The following is a 21,640-nucleotide window of genomic DNA, read 5'->3' as shown; positions in this document are numbered from 1 at the left end:
AATGTTGACTATGTCAACATAGTTTGTTATATTATTTATGTTGACAGCGTCAACATTCAAAAACAGGAGAAAATATATGAAAACATATCTTATCACAGGTTCAACCAGCGGATTGGGTCTCGAAATTGTAAAGAATCTTGCGAAAAATAAAGAAAACAGGGTGATAATGGCAATTCGTAATCTTAACAGGGGCCGGGAAATTACCCGGGAAACGGGAAGCAATGTCGAAGCAGTTCAGCTTGATTTATCGCAGCTATCCAATATCAGACAATTTATACAAAAATGGGACACGCAAATTGACGGTTTGATAAATAACGCCGGTGTACAGTTCGTTGACCATACAAAATTTACACCCGATGGATATGAAGAAACCATAGCGGTTAACCATTTAGCTGCTTTTATGCTCACTATCGGCTTACAACCGTATATCAAAAAAGAAGGAAGAATTCTATTTATCGGGAGCGGCACTCACAATCCGAATTATCCTTATGGAAAGATGTATGGATTCAGAGGTGCTCAGTATACATCTATTGATGAATTACTCCGGGGAAAGTCCGGCGCGGGAAACACGAAGCAGAAGAATCTTGACAGGTACGCTACGTCAAAGTTTCTGAACACGATTACCGCTGTGGAACTGTCAAAAAGATTTAAAAATACTTCTTCATATGTGCTTGACCCAGGGCTTATGCCTGGAACCGGTCTTGCTCGCAGGCAGAATAAAATCATACAGTTCTTATGGAGGAATATAATGCCGGCAATGAGGTTCCTTTTGCCTGATACGAGTTCAACCAAAAAATCGGCCGGAGCTGCTGCCTGGATCATGACAACACCACATATTCAAAACAAACCGGGTACCGTTTTTTCTTACAATAAAAAGCCGTCTGTTTATGTCTGGAAAGACAACGTTTTCGATGAAAAAATTGGCGCTGCAATTTATGAAGATTCTATGAAAGTCATTGGAGAATTTTAAATTAAATTTTGCAATATAGGGAATTCCGCCACCGGAAACCAGCCCATGGAACACAAGATGTCTTATCCGAAGCTGGCATCCCGGCAACTGTTGAGTGAATGTATTGACAAAATATTCCGGGAAGGTAAAGCTTTTTTAAATTTGATGAACTTTTCCTCGCTCTGAACAGAAGTACACATAAAGTATACGAATGAGAAACAGTGATTGCTGGAGGAATCGACCGGTGACACTATTTCACTGAAAAAATAATCCAGGCGGGTATTTTCGTACCCGCCTGAATAGCTCTAAACGTTCTGGGAGGATAGTTTAAACTTAACAAGAAGATATCAAAGGGTATTTGATAAATATATAATATACTAAAATACTGTAAGTGTCAAGTCATAATGCTGTTTTTTTTAATTTGAAAGAAAAAAACAGTGGATACAGGATACCAGAAAGTTCTTGCCATGATCAGCATCATATAAATCATTGGCCTAGAAACCAGAAATACTGCATAAAGAAGGTCATCCCGGGGAATATTTCATCCATATCATACGGATGAAATCCCTAAAATGGCTCTCCCCGTGCAGTATGCTTAACCTACGAGACAGGCGGATAATTATGGATTATTTTAAAGGTACACCGGACTATGTCATATCTCCCCAGCTGAAAGATAACGTCAACGTATCCATCGCGCTGGGACGGCCCCTGATTGTAAAAGGCGAACCGGGAACGGGAAAAACACTTCTGGCCCATGCCATAGCCAGGGGGCTGGACAAGGAACTGTTTATCTGGAACATTAAGTCCACCACTAAGGCGCGCGAGGGTCTCTATGTATATGATACGGTCCAGCGCCTCAACGATGCGCGTTTCGGCGAGGGAGACGTATCGGATATCAAGGAATACATCAAGCTAGGAAAGCTGGGCGAGGCTTTTGCCGCCGATAAGCAGGTTGTTCTTCTCATCGATGAAATAGACAAGGCCGATATAGAATTCCCCAATGACCTTCTCAATGAGCTCGATGAGATGTCCTTCTATATACCGGAGACCCGGGAGACCATCAAGGCCGCCACACGACCCATCGTAATCATTACTTCAAACAGCGAAAGGGAACTGCCCGACCCCTTCCTCCGCCGTTGCGTCTTTCATTATATCGAGTTTCCCGAAGAAGCACTCATGGAGGAGATTGTCAAGGTGCATCATCCCGACATAGAAAAAAAGCTGCTGAGAGAGGCACTGAAAAAGTTTTACTGGATCAGGCAGTTCGATATGCTGAGGAAAAAACCCTCCACGAGCGAACTCATCGACTGGCTCCAGGCTCTCATGGTGGGAGGCATCTCCATAAAAAAACTGGAGCAGGAAATTCCCTTTCTCGGAACACTCCTGAAAAAAAAGGAAGACATCGAACTCGTTGACAAATCGGGAAAATCTCATTACGCCTACAACGCCAGCATGAGGACACGGGATGTTTATTAATTTCTTCTTTAACCTGAAATCGCGGGGCGTTCCCGTTTCCATGCACGAGTGGATAACCCTGCATAAGGCGCTGTCCATGAATCTCAACGACTGCAGCCTGACGCGATTTTATCATGTAGCCCGCTCAATTCTGGTAAAGAATGAAATATTTTTCGACAAATATGACCTGGCCTTTCTCGATACCTTTAAAGACATTGAAACTACCGACGAGCTCCTGGAAAAAATCCTGGAATCACTGAAAAAGGTTGAACAGCTCAAGCTTTCCGAAGAGGAAAAAAAGCAGATGGAGCAGCTAAACCTGGACGAAGTGCTTAAAAACTTCGAGGAACAGCTGAAGGAACAATGGGGCGAGGGATTCAAGGACCATATCGGCGGCAACAAGGCCATCGGCACGGGAGGGCGTTCCACACAGGGGGCCTGGGGATACAATCCCGCCGGTGTGCGCATCGGCCAGGGCGAATCCATTCACCGGCGGGCCATACAGATAGCGGAAAAACGGTCCTTTAAAAATTATTCCAGCGATATTACCCTGGACACTCGCCAGATGAGGGTAGCCCTGTCACACCTGCGATCACTCCTCCCCGTCGGGCAGGGAGAACGGCTTGATGTGGAAGCCACTATCGACGAGACCTGCAAAAATGCCGGAGAGATCGAATTCGTATGGGAGAACAAGGAGAAAAAGGCAGCCAAGGTGGCCCTCTTCATGGACGTGGGCGGCTCCATGACGCCCTACTCTGAACTGGTTGAGCGTCTTTTTTCCGCAGCATCGTCACAGATAAACAAATTCAGGCACTTCTATTTTCATAACTGCCTGTACCAGGACCTCTGGACCAACATGGAGCGGAACGAATCGGTCTCCACCATGGATTTCCTGAAAAGCGAGGATCCCGATTACAAGGTGATTATTGTGGGGGACGGCGAAATGGCCCCCTCGGAGCTCACGTGGGTAAACGGCGCCATCGATTACTGGTATTATAATGAAATTCCCGGCATTATATGGCTTCAGAAGCTGAAAGATCACTTCAAAAACGTCATCTGGCTCAACCCTCTTCCGGCCCGGTCATGGAACTATGTTCACACGATAAAAATGATCAGGGAAATATTCCCCATGTTTGAACTGACCCTGGACGGCATCGACGAAGGCGTGAAATACCTCATGACGGGCAAATGCGCCCTCTATGATCTGTAAAAAGGAATTATTTCCCTCCGCTCAATGACTCCTTCATCTCCAGCTTGGCCATGGCGCGCTCACGGTACTCCCGGGCCTTCTGATGATTGGGATCAATTGCCAGAACATTGTTCCATTCCCGCACCGCAGATTTATAATCACCGCTGTCATAATATTTCTGACCCAGGTTATAATACTTCCAGATATTGTTTTTGAGATACGTCTCAAGCTGCTGGATATAGACCTCGGTCTTTTTAAAACCCTTTTCTTTTCTTTCCAGGGCCTTGAAGCTGTAATAAGCCGGAAAATACTGCTTCCTCTGATATAATCTCAATGCGTTTTTGTAATCTGTATCAATGGCAATTTTTTTATTACATTCATTTATCATTTCCTTAAGCTCCGGCTTAACCGGATTGTAATAGATCGCCTTTCCCAGCAGGTTTTTTGCATATTCGTATCGTTGTTTTTCCATAAAGGCTACGGCTTTCTTCTCATAGGGCTCAGACCGCTCATCCATGGCTTCTTCGATATCCTTCATCAAAATAGATGCATCGGGACTCATGGGACTCAGCTTTTTTGCCCGCTCGCATTGATTATATGCGTCTTTGTACCTGCCCTGCCGGTTCAATTTCCTTGCGTACTTCATTACGGCGTTTAAGGTTGTTTCCAGGTTGTCCCTGCATTCACTGATCTGAAAATCCACATCCTCATAGTTATCATCCTCTTCCTTGACAATGAGAAACATGTTCAGAGCCGCTTCATATCTTTTCACCTTCATATATTGCTTGCCCTGCGTGTAATAGCTGTTGGCCTTCTGGCGCGACCTCTGTTCCTTCTTTTTCAGAAAGCGGCTTGTTTGTCCGTAATAATACTTTATTTTACCATATTCGGGATCGATTGAAATGACTGTTTTAAATTTATCATGGGCTGCCGTGTACTGTCCCTGGTTGTATAACCTTACACCTTCCTCATAGGTAGTATCTCGTTTCTCCTTCATATGCCGGAAAATCATGGCGCACCCGGTACTATGTAATGCGGCAATAATGACAAGAAATGCGATAACCTTTTTCATGATAATACTAAATCCCCCATTAAGATTTTAACCATATTCTCGCCCTTGCATCCCTACCATGTCAACGATTTTTACCTGTTTTTGATGACAGAAAAAGAATGTATCCCTTCCACAGGGTCAAAATGTTTATTCTTGACATTATTCCCGCTTTTCCGTATCGTCACAAACCATGAACATGTCTGTATATACACAGGTAGCATTATGCCGGGGATGATAACGCATCAGCGCATCCTCATCGACAGCATCAAGCTTCTGGGAGCAAGGAAAAAATCGACCTATCTGCTCCGATCCATCGCCGCCCTGTTTTCATCGGATGAATACTACCGCGCCGCCGTCTTTGGCTCCCTGGGTCCCAATATATTCGATTATATTCCGCAAAGAAATAGAAAGCACTATTACGGCCATGAGATATCATTCTTCCTTCACAATGGCAACAGTGAAAAACTCATCGCCGCCATGTTGGACCGCCTCTATTCATATGAGGATAAGAACAATGAATGGAGCGCCGAACAGCGCGCCTATCTCTATGGCTTTATTTCCCATATGATTGCCGACGCCCTTATACATCCCTTTATTTTTTTCTGGTCCGGCTTTCCCGATTCCTTTGACCGGAAGGAAACCGTTTTTTACCGTGAACAGAACCTCCTGTTTCAATACAACATAGACAACTACTACCTGTACAAGGATGAGAGGAGAAATGAACTGGAGCCCGATATCGGAAAACTCCTGCCCGTCAGAAAGCGTGCCCTGGCCGATCAGCTGCGTCACGCCATTAAGGACATCATCCTTGAGGCCCTGAACAAATCATATCCTGATATTTATCCGAAAATTATATGGCGGGATAAAAAAGAGAATGAAAGCAATTATACCGGGACCTGGGGATATCTCGACGCCGTTCCTTTTCTTATTAAAACCGTCTATGGTATAAAAACGAATAAAAATATTTATTTTTCCAATTTTGTGCGCGAGATTCGCATGAAAAAATTGTTCTATTCGGACTTCCTGGTGCAGTATCCCCAACCGCGCAGGCTGAATACCCATGTGCTCAACTTCCACCGGGAACGCTGGAACTATCCTACGGAAAAAACCGGGCTGCATTATGAATCGATCGATGACCTTCTCAAACAGGCCTGTGAAAAAATTGTTACGGTCTGGGAAAAAATAGAGGCTTCACTCTACACCGGTCAGTATCCCGATATAACTTCCATGCTTGCCGACAATGCCTATACGGGAGTAAAAAACGCCGGTTTTGATGCCATGGATATTAAGAATCCCTCAAGAATACTGGACTAATCAAGCCGATCCACAATGAGCTGGAAATAATCCCTGGCTAATTGCTTCAGCTGGGCTTCTCCCATGAGTTTGATGAGTCCCGGATTTCGGCCAATATCCCTGTTCCCCGATTTTTCAGCGACATATTTAACGAAATTCATGGCTGCAATCCTGTGGGGATTGATGGCATTGTAGTTGACATAGCTGTACATGACTGAGAGTCCCAGGTACGGTTTCGCATAAATGGTGCTCATGAGCGAAAGCTCCTCGCCGTTGACCTGGTCATAATAGTTAAAGCGGTTGTTGATCATTTTATGTGTAAGCTCATGGATGACGAACATCTCCCATATTTCATCGCGGATGCGGCTGCTGCCGCTGAAACTTTTATTCAGGCAGAATTTAATATCGTCCGTTACACGTGAGCCGACAAAAAAAAGCGATTTAACATTTTCACCTTTGATGGTTTTTCTCGCAATGAGGGCGTCATTGAGCACCTCTTCCATGTTTATATAAATCATGTCATAGTAGAAAGTGGAATTGCTGGTGGAGAATTCATCGTAGTAAATGAAGGGCTGTATGTTATAAATTTTATCCTTATGTTCCATAAGGGGGTGTTTTGTGGTAATTTCCACCTTTTTGCCATAGATACAATAATCAAGGGTTATCTTTCTGAATTCCCGGTTCTTATCACGGGAAAATTTCAATATGATATTCCGATCAACGAGAATATCCTCGATCCGGTGCAGTTCCTGATCATCAAGCCGGACTGATTCAAGATACACCGACAGCATAGTCCTGGCCAGGCCCTTCAGAGCCCCCTCGGGAAGGGAATTAAGATAGCTTTTATAGGCGTTGATGTGAAATCCCTCGTGGGCCATTATTTTCAGAGGAATGCTGTCCTTCTGGATCAGGTTTACAAAATGAGGGTTTTCATTAAAGAGAAGAACAATATAGGCATAGAACTTGCCGTTGACATTTTTAATATTTACCGATTCAGATTGGTAATAATTATTGCCCCAGCTGGAATAATCATAGGCGTCATCACTGGCCGCAAGATTCGTCCCCGGCAGATGGAAAATAATGCAGGCAAAGAAGATTCCTGATATGAAAGACTTACGCTTCATTGAATATCCCCGGTCTTTAATCTACTGAAAAAGAATCATTATGACAACACAGGACAGTGAAGAGTTAGCAAAGTATACTCTTTTTTTCAATTACTAAATATAAGAGGGGGATAAAAAGCCGATTCCGGACCTGCATGGGACTCTCAGACAGTTCGAGAGATGCGGCCCCGGGGGAAATCCGTTTATAACGGCAGGCAATAGGCCCGGAGAAGGCGCACCGCCATGGTCAGGGTATATGACGGGACCCTCACCGCCTCCAGTTTTTCAAATCATAGAGCTGGCGGTAAACGGGATTGCCATCCATGTCAAAAATGAGAAGAGCCGCCTCGTTAAAAAAGTAATAGTTTTTCTTGTAGACGCTGAGATGATATGTCCGTAATACCAGCTTGTCCACAAGATGGTAGGCTTTGCCGGTAGTGGGATCAACTCCCTTCCTGGGTTCATGGGGATATTTTTTATATTCAACTATCTCTTTACCGAAGAAATCTTTTTTAATATTTCCCTGTTCATCATACACGGGATATTCAAAATTTTTAATATCATCAGGACTGGCTACAAATGTTTTTATACGTTCGGCAGGCGGAATGGGCCGTTCGAAACTGCTCCGTGTCGCTTCGACGTTTTCAAAAGTCGCTATGGTAAAAATATACATATCAATGGGATCATCGGTGAGATTTTCGATGACCATCTCAATTTCAAGAATATCTCCCTTCCCCGTCACATCAATACGTTTGTTAAAGTAGATGGGTTTTACCGTAAACCTGTTGCTGTATTGCGCCAGAACAGGGATGTTCTTCTGTGTTTTTTTACCGGCATCCGTCTCTTTCGGTGGTTCCTGAGAAAAGAGAAAAACCGGTATGGAGAGAAATAATATCAAGAGCGCCCTTTTACCCATAGCTATCCTCGTTCTTATCACAAGTATTCACTTACTTTTTCGGCTTTTTTCCGTAACCGGTAAAGCTTTTTATGGATATGGCAATGGACTCCTTTAAATTATAATTTTCACAGGTTCCATTATAGTATAATCCGCTCAATGCCGTTCTGCTTTTTGATATTCTTTTTAAAATCCCGTTTCCAGTGCTTACCCAGTATTTCATCGGCAAGGTAAACCACCATGGACTGCCCCTTTACCGTAAGGCGCCCGTGTATTTTTGATAGACCCTGTACACAGCTCGGACAGGTCGTCAGTACCGTGGCCTTCTCATGGCGGTGATAATGACGGGATATATTGTCGGATTTTCTCTCCCGCAGCTTGTTGGAAATATCCGGCGTGGAAAGGGACAGTGTTCCCCCTTCTCCGCAGCAGTTAGGCGCGCTGACGGGCTTCGCATTCAGCAGGACTGAAAAGGTCTTATCGACACCCAGGCGCTTCATGGGGGAATGGCAGGGATCATGATACAAAAGCTGTTCGCCACTCCGGTCGATGCGGTAAAGCTCCTCGCGGGCCATGAATTCATTAACATCGATAATGGCCGAATCGGCAAAAATATTTTCAATCTTGTATTTGTTCAGCATCTCAAAACAGGTCCCGCAGGAAACCACCACGTCTTCAATATCCATGTACCCGATAGTGTCGGCCATACGATGAAACATGACCCTGTTTTCATAACTCTTGTTCTTCGCCTGTTTTACCCTGCCATTAAACAGCATGGGGTAACCGCAGCACAGATACTCCGGCGCTATAACGACCCGAATGCCCGCATAATAGAGAAGGGCGATGACGGCCATGCTGATTTCGGGAAACATGCGCTCTGAGCCGCACCCGGGAAAATAAACAACGCTTTTTTTGACCGGCTTCGACGGATCTGAAAAGGCATAGAAGGTATTGCTTCCCCTGAGATTGAATATTTCGCGGATAGTCCTCTCGCCGGAATGCGGGAAGGGCGCTTTCAGCATTTCAGTAACTTGCGGCAGAATCTTCGCCGTGATGGGGAAAAAGGGCCTGCCGAAATAATAGGCCATGCGCTGGCCGCTATAACCGATTTTCAGCAGCAGTATTCTGAAAAAGGTATTAATCCTCACACCGCGACGCCGCAGATAAAAAAGAACAAAGGAGGTTATTAACTTGAATTTTGACCGGTGCCTCTCCACCAGTAATTCCTTGATGGCAAGGGTGACCTCGCCGAAATCAATATTTACCGGGCACGGTTTATAGCAGTTATGACAGCCCGTGCAATGATCGGAAATTTCCCGGAGCATGCGGAAATTCCGAAAGCTCAGGCGGCTCGAGGTCTGCGCCTCGTAGAGCACGGCCTCGGAGATAAGAGAGACCCCCAGTATTTTATTGCGGGGGCTGTAAAACATGGTGGCCCCGGGATGATGCGTATTGCACACGTCTTTGCATTTCCCGCAACGGACACAGGCCGCAATGGACGTGGTCAGTTTCCCCAGGTCCGATGCTTCCAGGATGAAAGCCTCCTTGCCGAGAAGGTTGAACGACGGCGTATAAATGCTGCTGGCGGGGAAATCGGAGCGGAGTTTCCCCGGGTTAAAAAGATCATCGGGATCGTTCTGTTTTTTATAGACGGCATAATCATCGAGGACATGCTGGTCTATGAATTTAAGTTTTGTGAGGCCTATACCGTGCTCTCCCGAGATGACGCCGCCCAGGTCCTTGGTCTTTCGCATGATGATGCCGGCCGTTTCATCGGCCTCCTGAAGCATGGCGTAATCATTGGAATGGACGGGAATATTTACATGGATATTCCCGTCACCGGCATGCATGTGCGTGGCAATGATTATCTTCCGGTTTCTCCGATCCCTGAAAAGCCCGGTTATTTCCTCAATGAGCTCGTCGTAGCCATGGAAGAGCTGCCTGAAGCTTTCGATCACCTTTTTTTCCAGGTTTATAAGCAGGTCATTGTCCCTGATATATTCGAATACCAGCCGGGTGTCGCCGGTGAACCGGGGATCGACATCCTTCAGCACATCAATGGGCTGTCCTATATTGCCTATGTACTGCATGAACGTTGATTTGATCTCCTGGAGCTGGGCCAGGAAGGTCTTCAGCTTATGGGGAAGAAATGAATCGTCCTCCAGTGCTTTATTCGTATAAAATTCATCCACATCGTTTATAAGTCCGACATAGTTTTCCAGTTCCTTCCGGATATTGAGCATCTCGATAAAATCGGCGAAGAGCGGCAGCGATTCAATGGGAATGACCACGTCCTCGTTGAGCTTGAATGCATTGGTGTGCCTCGCGATTGCGCCCAGGTTTTTCCTGTCCTTCCAGAAAGCCTCCCTCATGGACTCCGTTTCCGCAATAAAGCCCTCGGCGTCATAGGTCTTCACCATGTCGATCATGGCGCTGCTTGCCTCGACCAGGGCTTTTTCATTGTTGCCCTCTATATCGATAAGGAGCACGGCCTTGGGAAGCTCGCTGCGGTCCGATTTGTTCCGGTAATTTATAGCCACTTCATATTTTTCGTCGAAGTGTTCCAGGGCCGTCAGGCTCGCTTCGGTGTTTCCGGCAAAGGAATTGAGAATATCAACGATGGCCCGCGAGGCGTTTATCAGGTTTTTCCCGAAAAATTCAAGACAGACCGTCCGGCAGTGATCAAAGGGCCGGTATAACACGAATTTCGCCGAGACAATGATGCCGTCGCCGCCTTCCTTCTGTATGCCGGGAACCCCTCCCAGGGCCTTGTTGGTGATATCCTTACCCACGCCCTTTTTCCGTATGTCCGTTCCCTTCAGGGTTATAGTGTTGATCAGGTCGCGCGCTTCCTTTCTTCTTATGCGGTACACCAGGAAGGTCACTTCGTCATCGGGCATGATTTTATGATGGGGATGGTCCTGACGCAGGACCTCGATGATCTCGCCCCGTGAATTGACGATGCGAAAGGAATAAATATTGTCAATTGCCGTTCCCCACATGACGCATTTTTTTCCGCCGGCATTTTCGGCGATGTTCCCGCCGATAGTGGAGGCCCAGGCCGAAGTGGGGTCCGTGGCAAAAATGTAGCCCTGCCCGGAGCAATGGTGCATGGCGTTTTCGGTAATAACACCCGCTTCCACTTCCACCACGGGAATATCGCCCCCGTTTTCATGGATGATTTCTATGTCGCTTATTTTACGCAGTTTTTCCGTGTTGATGACGGCCGTGTTCTTGTACACCGGTATGGCGCCGCCCGTGAGCCCCGTACCGCCGCCCCGGGGAATGATTTTCAGGTTCAGCTTCTGGGCCGTCCGTATGATGCCCGGTATTTCTTCCGCCGTGTCGGGATAGAGCACAACCTGGGGATATTCGACGCGCCAGTCCGTGGCGTCCGTAACATGAGAGACTTTTTGAAAGGCCGAGAATAAAATATTTCCGCCAGCCGTTACCTGGCTAAAGGCGGAATGTATTTTTTTTCTGGCGCGCTCTTCCTGTTTAAAGCTCTGGAAAAATTCCTGGTCCACTCTGCGGGCCCGTTTGATGATCTCAAGAACCAGATCATCCGTGGCGTTTTTCCTGATAATGGCCAGCTTGAGCTTGTGTTGCTTTTTCAGGTTATACTGCTTTTCCCGGTGCTCCAGAAAATCATTGAAGATATAGGGATTTCGGTCTATAATGAAAATATCACCCATGATCTCGAAAAGGAGCTTGGCGCTCCGGCCCGTTACCCTCTTGCTTCTCAGTTCATTGAGCATATCCCAGGTTTCAGCATCGAAATACTTGAGGATGATCTCTTTATCGGAGAAGGAGGTATAGTTATAAGGAATTTCACGATATTTGGCGTCTCTATTCATAGGACATACCTCCCTTCTTCAGCATTTCCAAAACAGTTCATTGTACAATAATAAAGACCCTGCCGGTCAATAATAGAACAGGCCGGATTTTTTACAAGAAAAAGAACCAGTTACGGCATAGATGAATTAATTACAAGCATTTTCAACAATTTGCAGGGGAATCTATGATGGAGAGTATATTAAAATCCCACGCCGAAGTTAAAGGCATAGTAGCTGGTTTTGTTCCGCGAGAACTGGCCATCGAGAGAATTGCCCTTATGATATTCCAGGGAAAAACGCAGCCTGGTCATGGGATGGCGGTAATGGCTGAATTCAACTCCCAGGGCAGTGGTGGTATCGAGATTCCATCGGTTATCCTGGACGTTCCTGAAATGCGTCGCGATATAGGGCTGCCAGGTGACGGGATCAATGATACCCATGGGCAGCCAGGGCCGCAGTTCAATACCATATTCCGTATAAAACGGTTCCAGATCATAGGACGGATCATGGCGCATCACCATGCCGAACCCGGCATAGAGTCGTATACGATCAAAAAATGTATAGGCCCCGAATATATCGGCGCACTCCTTGCTGGCATTGATCCGGTTCAGTCCCGGGTACGCGACAAGGAACTCATCACCGACATGGGATGAAAGATGGTAGAAGCGGGCCTTCATGGAAAAATCCTTCCAGGCATAGGTGATGGGGGCTCCCACGTAATAATCGGCGTTGAGGAGATTGGTGGCTGCCTGGGGATAATCGGTCTTGGCGAAAACCGCCCATATGCAGCCCTCGGCATTGAGCTGCAGCGCGCCCCAGTCGCCGTATATCCTCACCAGGGGAAGACGGGCACCGAAGGAGATGGGTGCAAAGATTTTGCTGTTGTCGAAGATATAGGTCTTTTTGCCGTCGGCATCATATATGTACGCGTCATAGGTGGTATCGGCAACTCTGAAAGTCGATGACATTTCAACGCGGCGCGGATCGGCGAGGAAGCCGGGGAAGAGGTCCGAATCAGGAAGGAGTTCTGTTTTGATCAAACCATGGGACGCATGTTGTTCATCAGCTTCATCGGTTAACAGTATGATACCGGTGCCGTCATTATTGCCGCTAGGAGGAACAGGGATATCGCCGCCCTGGGAAAAAATCTGAACAGGAATTCCCATGGCAATAATAATCGAAAAAAGTATGGTAATCAACCTGTTCTGCATAGCTGATATCCGGCCCGTTTACATTTCTCACATGGGCTGAAATTAAGTTTCTTTTAATAAAATATATGGAAAATACAAGCTTTTTTTAAGGATAATCCATTGTGCCTCTGTCCATACTGGAACCGTTATCGCCGACGGTCAGGAGCGTAGTTTCCGGAACACCTCGTCGGTGGTCATATCGACGATAAGCAGGCGTTTTTTCCGGCTTTTATGTCCTTTCACGATAACAACGGAGGATTTTGGGACGTGGAGTGTTTTGGCGAAAATACGAACGCATTCCTCATTGGCGGCGCCGTCCACGGGCGGTGAATTCAGATAGACCTTTATGACGTTATCATCACAAAGAACGATCTGCGTTCTCGATGATTTGGGCGAAACGGTGATATCAAGGATGGTTTCTTTCTTTTCCACAATACGGTCCTTCCCGTAACTATTCCTGCCGCCCGTGATCATATGTGTCAAATAATATTTGACACATATACCGTAAGTGCCTGATATTAAAAACAATAATCATGCGACTCGTTTACCTTGAAGTAAAAGCTGCATGAGCTGTAAAGGATTTCACGAAATACATCAATCCCACGGAGAACTACAATGGAAATATTAATATATGAAAACGGCCCGTTCATGGTCAATTCATACCTTGTCATTAACAAGGAAACATCGGCCTGCTTCATTCTCGATCCCGGTTTTGAGGTAAACCCGCTGCTGGAGAAAATCCGCAGCGACAAGCTGAACCTGGAAGCTATCATCGCCACGCACGGCCATATCGATCATGTCGAGGGCGTCAATGCCATAAAAAAGAAATACCCCGTTCCCTTCATGGTTAATGAACTGGATAAACCCCTCCTTGAAACCATTCCTGTTCAGGCGCGCATGTTCGGCGTACCGGACCCGGGCGTTCCCGTTCCCGACGCAAACCTTCCCACGGAAGGAAACATAACCGTAGCCGGACTTACCCTGGAACTTCTGTACACGCCAGGACATTCCCGCGGGTCCGTATCCATACAGATCGACAGCGTGGTCTTCAGCGGCGATGCACTTTTTAACTTTTCCATAGGCAGGACCGATCTTCCCGGAGGGGATTATGTTGAACTGATATCATCCATAAAAGAAAAACTCTTCACACTCCCCGATGATATCAGGGTGTTGCCGGGTCACGGCCCGGAAACCACCATCGGCAGGGAAAAAACGATGAATCCTTTTTTTAATTGATTCCCCGACAAAAGGTTTGAATTTTCCCCGGTCCCGGAGTAGACTGAATACTCTCATTTTCCGGCTTATGCAACGATTCCTTTTTTACCAATTTCGAATCATGCTGCGGAGGGGACGATGAAAGGGGAAAAAGAAATAATTATCGACGATTACGCCCGGCACATATCTCCGGGAAAAGTTGACCTTTACAGGAAATACGGTCTCCTGCTTGTTCCCCGCAAAAGAAGCGGCTGCTATCTCCAGGACCGCGAAGGGAAAAAATATTTTAACTGCCATTGCAACGGCGGTGTCTTCAACCTGGGACATCGCAATCACGCCATCATTAAGGCACTCACGACGGGACTGAAAACCTACGATATCGGCAACCACCATCTTATCAGCGAACCCAAAACCATGCTTGCCCGGGCCCTGGCCGAATCACTGCCCCGGGGCCTCGATCAGGTAGTCTACGGTGTGAGCGGCGGCGAGGCCGTTGACCTGGCCATAAAACTTGCCCGTGGCGTCACGGGCCGCGGCGGGATCGTTTCAGCCAGGGGCGGATACCACGGCCACACGGGATTCGCCCTTGCAGCGGGCGATAAAAAATACCGTGAAAAATTCCGCCCCATGGCCCCGGGCTTCAGCCAGGTCCCCTTTGATGATACTACCGCCATGGAAAAAGCCGTTACGCAGAAAACTGCGGCAGTGATCCTGGAAACCATTCCGGCCACCATGGGTATTGCCGTCGCTGAAAATAATTATTTCCGGAAAGTAAAAGAAATATGCCAAAACCAGGGCGCCCTTCTCATTCTCGACGAAGTCCAGACCGGCTTCGGCCGAACAGGGAAACTCTGGGGTTTCGAACATTTCAGGGTAGTGCCCGACATCGTTGTCCTGGGCAAGGGCATGAGCGGGGGTATCTATCCCATGAGTGCCACCATCTTCAGAAGCACCCTGGCCTCATTTTTCAAAGACGACCCCTTCATACATATATCCACCTTCGGCGGGAGCGAGGTAGGCTGCTTTGCAGCCCTGGAGACGCTGAGAATATCCCGTGAGCCCGGCTTCCTGAAGAATGTGAAGGATATAGGGGCCATGCTGAAGAAGGAACTGGGGAAACTCTCACGGAAATATCCCCGTCCCGGACTTTCCGTGCGGGGACTGGGACTCATGATGGGACTGGCCTTCAAGGATGAAATCACGTCCCTGTTCATGCTCAAACTTCTTTTCGACAGGGGTATTTATCTTGTCTATTCAGGCAACGATCCCCGCGTGCTGCAGTTTCTTCCTCCTCTCATCATGAAGGAAAAAGATGCGGCTTTCCTGTTGAAAAGGATCGAGTCAGCTTTAAAAACGGTATCGGGTTAAGGCCATGAATACAACCAAAAGCTCATATTCTTCCTGCCTGGAATTGTTTAAGGATATGGCAGACGTCTACGGACTGAAGGAAAAACGCCTGCGCTTCATGAAACTGGCCGGCGTCAACGGAGAAATCCGCCGGTTAAAGAACAGGTTTCTCCAGGACCGTGCCGGGCATAAGCCATTCATTCCCCCCGACCTGTCTTCCCTGTCACCGCGGGCCCTGGATATCCTCATCGGCCTTTTCGGCCAGCATGGCGAGGCCCGGACAATCCTGGATCTTGACCGGCGTATACTGGACCTGGACCATGATGAATTCCAGGCCTTCCTTTCGGAAAGGATCGACAGCACGGGTGCACGAAACAATCTATACGCGCTGCTGTTAGGTGATGGTGAATCGATGAGATCTATCATAAGCCGTCAGGTTCCCTACCTGGAAAAGTATATCCCCGTCATGCGGATCATTGACGAAATGGCGGCCCGGAACCTCGGGCTTCGCGACGAACAGGCCGTGACTTTGGAACATATCATCGTTAATTTCGATGAAATAAAACTGAACCTGAGCCGTGATACGGCGCTGTATAAACGTTTTATCCGGGACCTGCGGCCCCTTTATCATGAGCAGTCAAATCTCTCCATCATCGGCTACGGGGAGATATCAACGGTAATGGAGATATCTAAGGGCGGTTTTCTCGATTCGGGAAACCGGCATCTGCCGCCTAAGGACCAGGAATGGATATGGAAAAAAATGCCTCCTTTCCCTTCCCTGGAGGAGGCACTGTCCTTTGAAAAACTCTACCAGGAATACCGCCGCATCATTGTTGAAGAAGTGGGCATTGACGTACCGGAACAGAGGATCGCCTGCTTCCCCTTTAAGGACCAGTACATGGTGTACGCCGGCCAGAAAAGGATCGATCCCTCGCGGGTCTGTCACCACCTTATCAGAAATCTGGACCACGGGGAAGCCATCACGCTTTTCAGGCTGCTGTTGACAAAATTCGGGCTTCTCCATTCCTTCAACCATTCAGAAGGAACCGTTCGTATCGGCTTTGACGGACAGCTCTCAAACTGGGTCCATATTCCCGGCAAAAAAAGCAGGGGAAGTATCTCGGCCGACGATGATCTTTTCTATGTTGATACAAGTTCTCCCCTCATACGTATCAATGGAGTGGAACAGCTCAATGTGGAGCTCTTCATCAAGAACGCCCCGTCTTTCCTGCGCTATCTCCTGAAAAAACTCTTCCTCCAGGAAGTGGTGGACCGCTATTATGATCTGCGCTCCGTGCTCATCGATCTCATCGGCAATCTCCACAAGGAACAGCGCTCCGACCTCATCGATGATTACATAGATCTTGCTAATGAATTCATCAGGGAGAAAAATATGGGGCCGGAACTTACCCGGAAAGAAATTGATACCTATTATTCACGTGACGCGAATATCTGGAGATTCTATCAGACGGCCCGCCGAATCGATAAATTTTTCATTGAAAAAATTCTGAGAAAACGCTATAATCTGAGACTACCGGGAAAAGTAGAACGCTGAAAACAGCAGGAGGACTGGAATGTGTGATACACTTATTGCCACGCCATCGGTAACGGCCCGGGGAGAAATGATACTGGGAAAAAACTCCGACAGGGAACCCAACGAAGCGCAGAACATCACCTATATTCCTGCGCGGACCCACAACCATGGCACTGTCGCGCAATACACCTACATACAGATACCGCAGGTCCGTCACACCTATGCCGTGTTCCTGTCCCGTCCCTTCTGGATGCCCGGTGCCGAGATGGGAGTGAATGAACACGGTGTAGCCATAGGCAATGAGGCGGTGTACAGCAAAGAGCCCTATGCCAAAACGGGCCTTACGGGCATGGATCTACTCAGGCTGGCCCTGGAACGCGCTACAACGGCCAAGGAGGCCTATGAAGTTATTCTTTCCCTGATCAGTCAGCACGGCCAGGGGGGAAACTGCGCCATGGAAGGGAAGCTCTATTACCACAACTCATACATCATAGCCGATCCCCGCGATGCCTATGTACTGGAAACGGCCGACAGGCTCTGGGTGCTAAAAAAGGTCATCACCACGGCGAGCATTTCCAACAGTCTTTCCATCGAGGATGATTTTACAAAAACCTCGCCGGGCCTGGAAGATTATGCCAGGAAAAAGGGATATACCGGCAAAAATGAGCGGCTCAATTTCAGCAGGGACTTCAGCGATACGATATTCACCCATTTCGGCCGGGGACACATCCGGCACAACTGCAGCACCGGTCTGCTCTCGGCGGGAGAAAAGAGCATCACGGCCCTGGACATGATGCGCTATCTTCGCGACCATAACGCGCCGGAGCCCTTCATGCCGGGGAAAAAACACATGGAGCGCATATGCATGCACGGCGGAGGATTTATAGCCTACCAGTCAACAGGCTCCATGGTGGCCGTGCTCAGGGACGGACAGCACCCGCTTATTTACTTCACGGGAACTTCGGCACCCTGTGTGAGTCTTTTCAAACCCCATGCCTTTCCCGCGCCGGGTGAGGCATATGTGGAAAACCATTTTTCTTCCCAAAGTGATCAGGGCATGGATATCTACGGTTCAGCGGGCCGTCACTATGATCCGGCAACACTCTGGTGGACCGGCGAGGATATCCACCGCCGGGTCCTCATGAATTACCCCGAACTGGCCCCGTCGCTTCAGGCCGGAAGAGACGCCCTGGAGAAGGATATGACGGCCCTGATGGAAGAAGAGCAGAACGGAAAAGACAGCCAGAGGTTTCACAGGAAATGCGCCGATCTTACGGAAAAGCTCCTTTCTGAGCATGCTCGCATGGCCCGGAATGTGAAGGAAAGGTACAAGGCCATAAAGAAAATAAATGCCCCGCTTCTCTTTCGTCTCCACTGGGGTAGAATAAACCGCAAGGCCAGGTTCCTGCCATGAAACATAGAAAAAGCACCGTCACTTTGATTTTCTTTTTGGCCGTCATAGCTGTTTCCTGTAGTACCGGTATCACGCTACCGCTTGAAACGGGCTGGCGTCTCTCCATGGATGACAACGGCCAAAACGGCACCATTGATTATGATGATTCATCATGGACCGTTATCGATCTTCCCGCCATGCTGTCACGGGAAAAAAAGCGGCAGGTGCTTTGGATAAGAAAAAGTATCACCATCCCCGAAGACTTCAGGAACAAGGACCTGTCCCTTTACGCGGGGAAAATATGGGATGCCGATACAGTCTGGTTCAACGGCGAGATCATCGGCACAAGCGGTTCCGAACATCCTGATTTTTTTTCAGAATGGAACATGGACAGGGTATATCATATCCCGCAGGGAATAATCCGGTTCAAAGAAAATAATATCATCGCCATCCGCATCTATGCCAATCAGAAGGCCCTCGTCAACGGAAGACCCTATATAGCACAATCACGGCAGGTCCGCATCGATTCATTCTGGAAAAAATTCATGGCGCAGTATGTCCCAATGGCTACGGGCTTCATAACTCTCCTCATGGGTTTCTCTACGCTTTTCCAGTTTTTCAATAACCGGACGGACAAAGTATCGCTTCATTACACCGGCGTTTCATTTCTCTGGTCGATCCTGACCCTGCATTATTACATTCCCAATTTCGGCATATCCTATAACATAAAGGAAAACCTGAACTATTTTCTCCTGGCAGTGGAGATAGGCTGGATATACTTTTTCCTGGAAAGCCTGTTTAATGTTAGATATAAAAAGATCCGCATCGTCATCATATGCTGTGTCTGCGCCGGTTCCCTGCTCAGCCTGACCGGAACGGAGAACGATCCCGTAACGGGCTGGCGTTCCGACATCATAGGAGCACTGGGTATAATCGCTCAGGTTATATGGGGATATGTCATACTGAAATCCATTCGTGTAAAAAGAGAAGCGCGCATAATCTTCGCGGCCTACATCATATTCATGCTGCTCCTGCTTCATGATATTCTGGCTCTCACCAATATAATATCCTATGATTTCTTTTACATTCCCCTGGGGTATACGGCCATAATTATCGCTTTCGGCACGATCCTGGGGTTTCAATCAATCAATACGGCACGGCAACTTACAGCGGCCGGTATGGAGGTGGAGAAAAAGAATGCCAGCCTGAACAGTATTCTCAATAACATCCGCCATGCCGTCACTGAACTTTCACATAATTCCGGCGAACTGGACAAAACAACACAGACACTGACGAAACGAATGGATTCCCAGGGAGCAAGCCTGGAGGAGACGGGTGCTGCCATAGAGGAGGTGACCGCTTCCTTTGAGTCCGTTGCGGCCAGCACCACACAGCAGGATGAAAACATTATCAGCATCAAGGACCTGATACTCCAGTATGTGGAATCAATAAATAAAATTACGGGCGCCGCGCGGAATGCCCTGGATCTTTCCGACAGGAGCAGAGAACAGACCGGAGAGAGCAGGGAAAGCCTCAATAAAATAGTCGAGGGTATGAACAAGATTAAAAGTTCTTCAGGCGCAATACGGGAAATCACCGAAATGATCAATGATATTTCGGAACAGACCAATCTTCTTTCGCTCAACGCTGCAATAGAAGCGGCCAGGGCCGGAGAGCACGGCAGGGGCTTTGCCGTTGTCGCCCAGGAGATCGGAAAGCTGGCCGATCGCGCCATCCAGCAGGCCAAATCGATTCAGAATATCACCAATGAAACCCTGCATGATATAGAGGAGGAAACCCGGGTAGTCCTGTCATCATCGCAATCGATCAATGATGTAGAAAAATCCGTTCATAATGTGGGAAGCGCCATCAGCCTGATTCTTGAACTATGCCTGTCCCAGGAGAAGCTTACAGATAATATTCAGCGAAACATGGAATCAATTGCCGTTCAGTCCGGCGAAATAACAAATTCCACCCGGGAACAGAGCACAACCATTTCAGAAGTTTCCAGGGCCCTGGATAACATGACCTCCATCATGTATGAAGTAATTACAAACGCCGACGCCCTTTTTGACGTTTTCGGAAAACTGCAGTCACAGATAGGGAATCTGCAGGGCATTTCGGACTCGGAGGAAATAGCCGGCCTTACAAAATAGAGAAAGGGGGAAACCTTTCAGGAAAGTTTCCCCCTTTCTCATCTTCTCGTGTTATTCTTACACGTACAACTTTGGGTACACACAGTACCGTACTCGACTCACCCCTCGGGGTGTAGTTAAAGAAACATAAATGTTGTAGAAACCGTGTAAAACATTTATAATTGAAATATAATGATAACGGAATAAAAGTCAAAAATTTTTATTCTTTTTAAAATTTAAAATTAAAATACAGGTAAAAAAACACCCCTGTGCGGAGACAGGGGTGTTGGTGATTATGCCGTTTAATGTACAGCAGATAAAGCGCGCTTTATTAAAAACTGCTCAATGCTGCATCAATAGTATCGAATAATTTAATAACCGATGTTACCTTGGTAAGCTCCAGGACTTTTTTTACTTCCTCATTGGCCGAGGCCAGTCTTAATTGCGACTTCAGACTTTGATTTATATTAAGAAAAATACCGATTCCCGAACTGGTGATCATTTTAACATCGACAAGATTAAGCACGAGTTTTTTAATATCATTATTGATAATTGCCTGCTGCAGCTTTTCCTTTAAATCCGGAACATCAAGGGTATGAACTTCCGTCATCACTATCTTCACGACAAATACGCCCGATCCTCTGTCATTTATTTCTATCATTGCTCCTCTCCCTGATTATATCGTTAGATACGTTCTTATAGAATATTCCGGGTCAAGTCAACAAAAAATTAAACTCATGACACTAGAACCGGTAATCCCCGCGAACTGCACCGGTGTAATCGACGCTGTCAATGGATTCAATCATACCGTAAAATTGTACCCGCCGCGGATTGCTTTCGAGTGCACTTATATATCGTTCAATCGCTATCCCATCATCAGTGTCGAGCAGCACTTCCACGGTCCCATCGTAAAGGTTCGTGGCCGCGCCACTGAGTCCCATGTTCCGGGCATAGGTGCTGCAATACTGACGGCAGCAGACACCCTGGACCCGGCCGTGAAGAATAAGACGCCTTGCCATATCGGGCTCCTGGTAATATATATACAGTTCTCCCCT

General features: G+C 47.4%; 17 protein-coding genes. 9 read left to right on the top strand and 8 right to left on the bottom strand.

Translation table 11 applies throughout. The features are described from left to right. Positions 1 to 37 precede the first annotated feature (37 nt). The 3 genes from CVV44_09825 to CVV44_09815 all read left to right on the top strand — a co-directional run bounded on the left by CVV44_09825 (position 38) and on the right by CVV44_09815 (position 3,614). Positions 38 to 970, top strand: a complete 933-nt coding sequence (locus CVV44_09825; GenBank protein ID PKL39154.1) for a hypothetical protein — start codon at positions 38 to 40, stop codon at positions 968 to 970. A 600-nt stretch (positions 971 to 1,570) separates the two neighbouring features. Then, complete coding sequence (locus CVV44_09820) at positions 1,571 to 2,425, top strand: MoxR family ATPase (protein ID PKL39153.1); 855 nt, start codon at positions 1,571 to 1,573, stop codon at positions 2,423 to 2,425. Continuing rightward, entirely contained in the window at positions 2,415 to 3,614 is a 1,200-nt protein-coding gene (locus tag CVV44_09815; protein ID PKL39152.1) for a VWA containing CoxE family protein, read from the top strand. The genes CVV44_09820 and CVV44_09815 overlap by 11 nt, the downstream gene beginning before the upstream one ends. 7 nt (positions 3,615 to 3,621) lie before the next feature. Here the strand turns inward: CVV44_09815 and CVV44_09810 are convergent, their stop codons facing one another. Further along, positions 3,622 to 4,665 (bottom strand): hypothetical protein, encoded by a 1,044-nt coding sequence (locus tag CVV44_09810; GenBank protein PKL39151.1) that lies wholly within the window; start codon positions 4,663 to 4,665, stop codon positions 3,622 to 3,624. 84 nt (positions 4,666 to 4,749) lie between these two features. On the opposite strand from CVV44_09810, the gene CVV44_09805 reads away from it, so the two are divergent. Continuing rightward, positions 4,750 to 5,958 carry a hypothetical protein gene (locus tag CVV44_09805; protein PKL39150.1) on the top strand — a complete coding sequence of 403 codons (1,209 nt, stop codon included), beginning with the start codon at positions 4,750 to 4,752 and terminating at the stop codon, positions 5,956 to 5,958. Here CVV44_09805 and CVV44_09800 read toward each other — a convergent pair. From CVV44_09800 to CVV44_09780, 5 genes are all read right to left on the bottom strand, one after another. Continuing rightward, entirely contained in the window at positions 5,955 to 7,061 is a 1,107-nt protein-coding gene (locus CVV44_09800) for a hypothetical protein (GenBank protein ID PKL39149.1), read from the bottom strand. The two genes, CVV44_09805 and CVV44_09800, sit on opposite strands and share 4 nt — an antisense overlap. A 247-nt stretch (positions 7,062 to 7,308) precedes the next feature. Further along, entirely contained in the window at positions 7,309 to 7,956 is a 648-nt protein-coding gene (locus CVV44_09795) for a hypothetical protein (protein PKL39148.1), read from the bottom strand. A gap of 119 nt (positions 7,957 to 8,075) precedes the next feature. Continuing rightward, complete coding sequence (locus CVV44_09790; protein ID PKL39147.1) at positions 8,076 to 11,792, bottom strand: FAD-linked oxidase; 3,717 nt, start codon at positions 11,790 to 11,792, stop codon at positions 8,076 to 8,078. 179 nt (positions 11,793 to 11,971) lie between these two features. Beyond that, positions 11,972 to 12,982: a hypothetical protein gene (locus CVV44_09785; GenBank protein PKL39146.1), complete on the bottom strand. Its 1,011-nt coding sequence runs from the start codon at positions 12,980 to 12,982 to the stop codon at positions 11,972 to 11,974. Between the two features lie 138 nt (positions 12,983 to 13,120). Next, a complete protein-coding gene (locus tag CVV44_09780; GenBank protein ID PKL39145.1) occupies positions 13,121 to 13,435 on the bottom strand; it encodes a YggU family protein in 315 nt (104 codons plus the stop codon). 141 nt (positions 13,436 to 13,576) lie between these two features. Between CVV44_09780 and CVV44_09775 the strand changes: the two genes are divergently transcribed. The 5 genes from CVV44_09775 to CVV44_09755 all read left to right on the top strand — a co-directional run bounded on the left by CVV44_09775 (position 13,577) and on the right by CVV44_09755 (position 20,606). After that, positions 13,577 to 14,197: an MBL fold metallo-hydrolase gene (locus tag CVV44_09775; GenBank protein PKL39144.1), complete on the top strand. Its 621-nt coding sequence runs from the start codon at positions 13,577 to 13,579 to the stop codon at positions 14,195 to 14,197. A 117-nt stretch (positions 14,198 to 14,314) separates the two neighbouring features. Further along, positions 14,315 to 15,544 (top strand): aspartate aminotransferase family protein, encoded by a 1,230-nt coding sequence (locus CVV44_09770; GenBank protein PKL39143.1) that lies wholly within the window; start codon positions 14,315 to 14,317, stop codon positions 15,542 to 15,544. A 4-nt stretch (positions 15,545 to 15,548) separates the two neighbouring features. Next, complete coding sequence (locus CVV44_09765) at positions 15,549 to 17,078, top strand: hypothetical protein (protein ID PKL39142.1); 1,530 nt, start codon at positions 15,549 to 15,551, stop codon at positions 17,076 to 17,078. Between the two features lie 19 nt (positions 17,079 to 17,097). Then, a complete protein-coding gene (locus tag CVV44_09760; GenBank protein PKL39141.1) occupies positions 17,098 to 18,471 on the top strand; it encodes a peptidase U34 in 1,374 nt (457 codons plus the stop codon). Then, the gene (locus CVV44_09755) at positions 18,468 to 20,606 is read left to right on the top strand and encodes a hypothetical protein (GenBank protein PKL39140.1); all 2,139 of its coding nucleotides are present in this window, start codon (positions 18,468 to 18,470) and stop codon (positions 20,604 to 20,606) included. The genes CVV44_09760 and CVV44_09755 overlap by 4 nt, the downstream gene beginning before the upstream one ends. A 310-nt stretch (positions 20,607 to 20,916) precedes the next feature. Here the strand turns inward: CVV44_09755 and CVV44_09750 are convergent, their stop codons facing one another. Together CVV44_09750 and CVV44_09745 are read right to left on the bottom strand one after the other, a co-directional pair. After that, entirely contained in the window at positions 20,917 to 21,246 is a 330-nt protein-coding gene (locus CVV44_09750) for a hypothetical protein (GenBank protein ID PKL39139.1), read from the bottom strand. 82 nt (positions 21,247 to 21,328) lie between these two features. Continuing rightward, positions 21,329 to 21,604: an acylphosphatase gene (locus CVV44_09745; GenBank protein ID PKL39138.1), complete on the bottom strand. Its 276-nt coding sequence runs from the start codon at positions 21,602 to 21,604 to the stop codon at positions 21,329 to 21,331. Positions 21,605 to 21,640: the final 36 nt, after the last annotated feature.

It is taken from the genome of Spirochaetae bacterium HGW-Spirochaetae-1 (assembly GCA_002839375.1).
In the GTDB taxonomy this organism is placed as follows: Bacteria; Spirochaetota; UBA4802; order UBA4802; family UBA5550; genus PGXY01.
The sequence above is the reverse complement of the archived record's forward strand: the minus strand, read 5'-3'. Positions and strand labels throughout refer to the sequence as shown.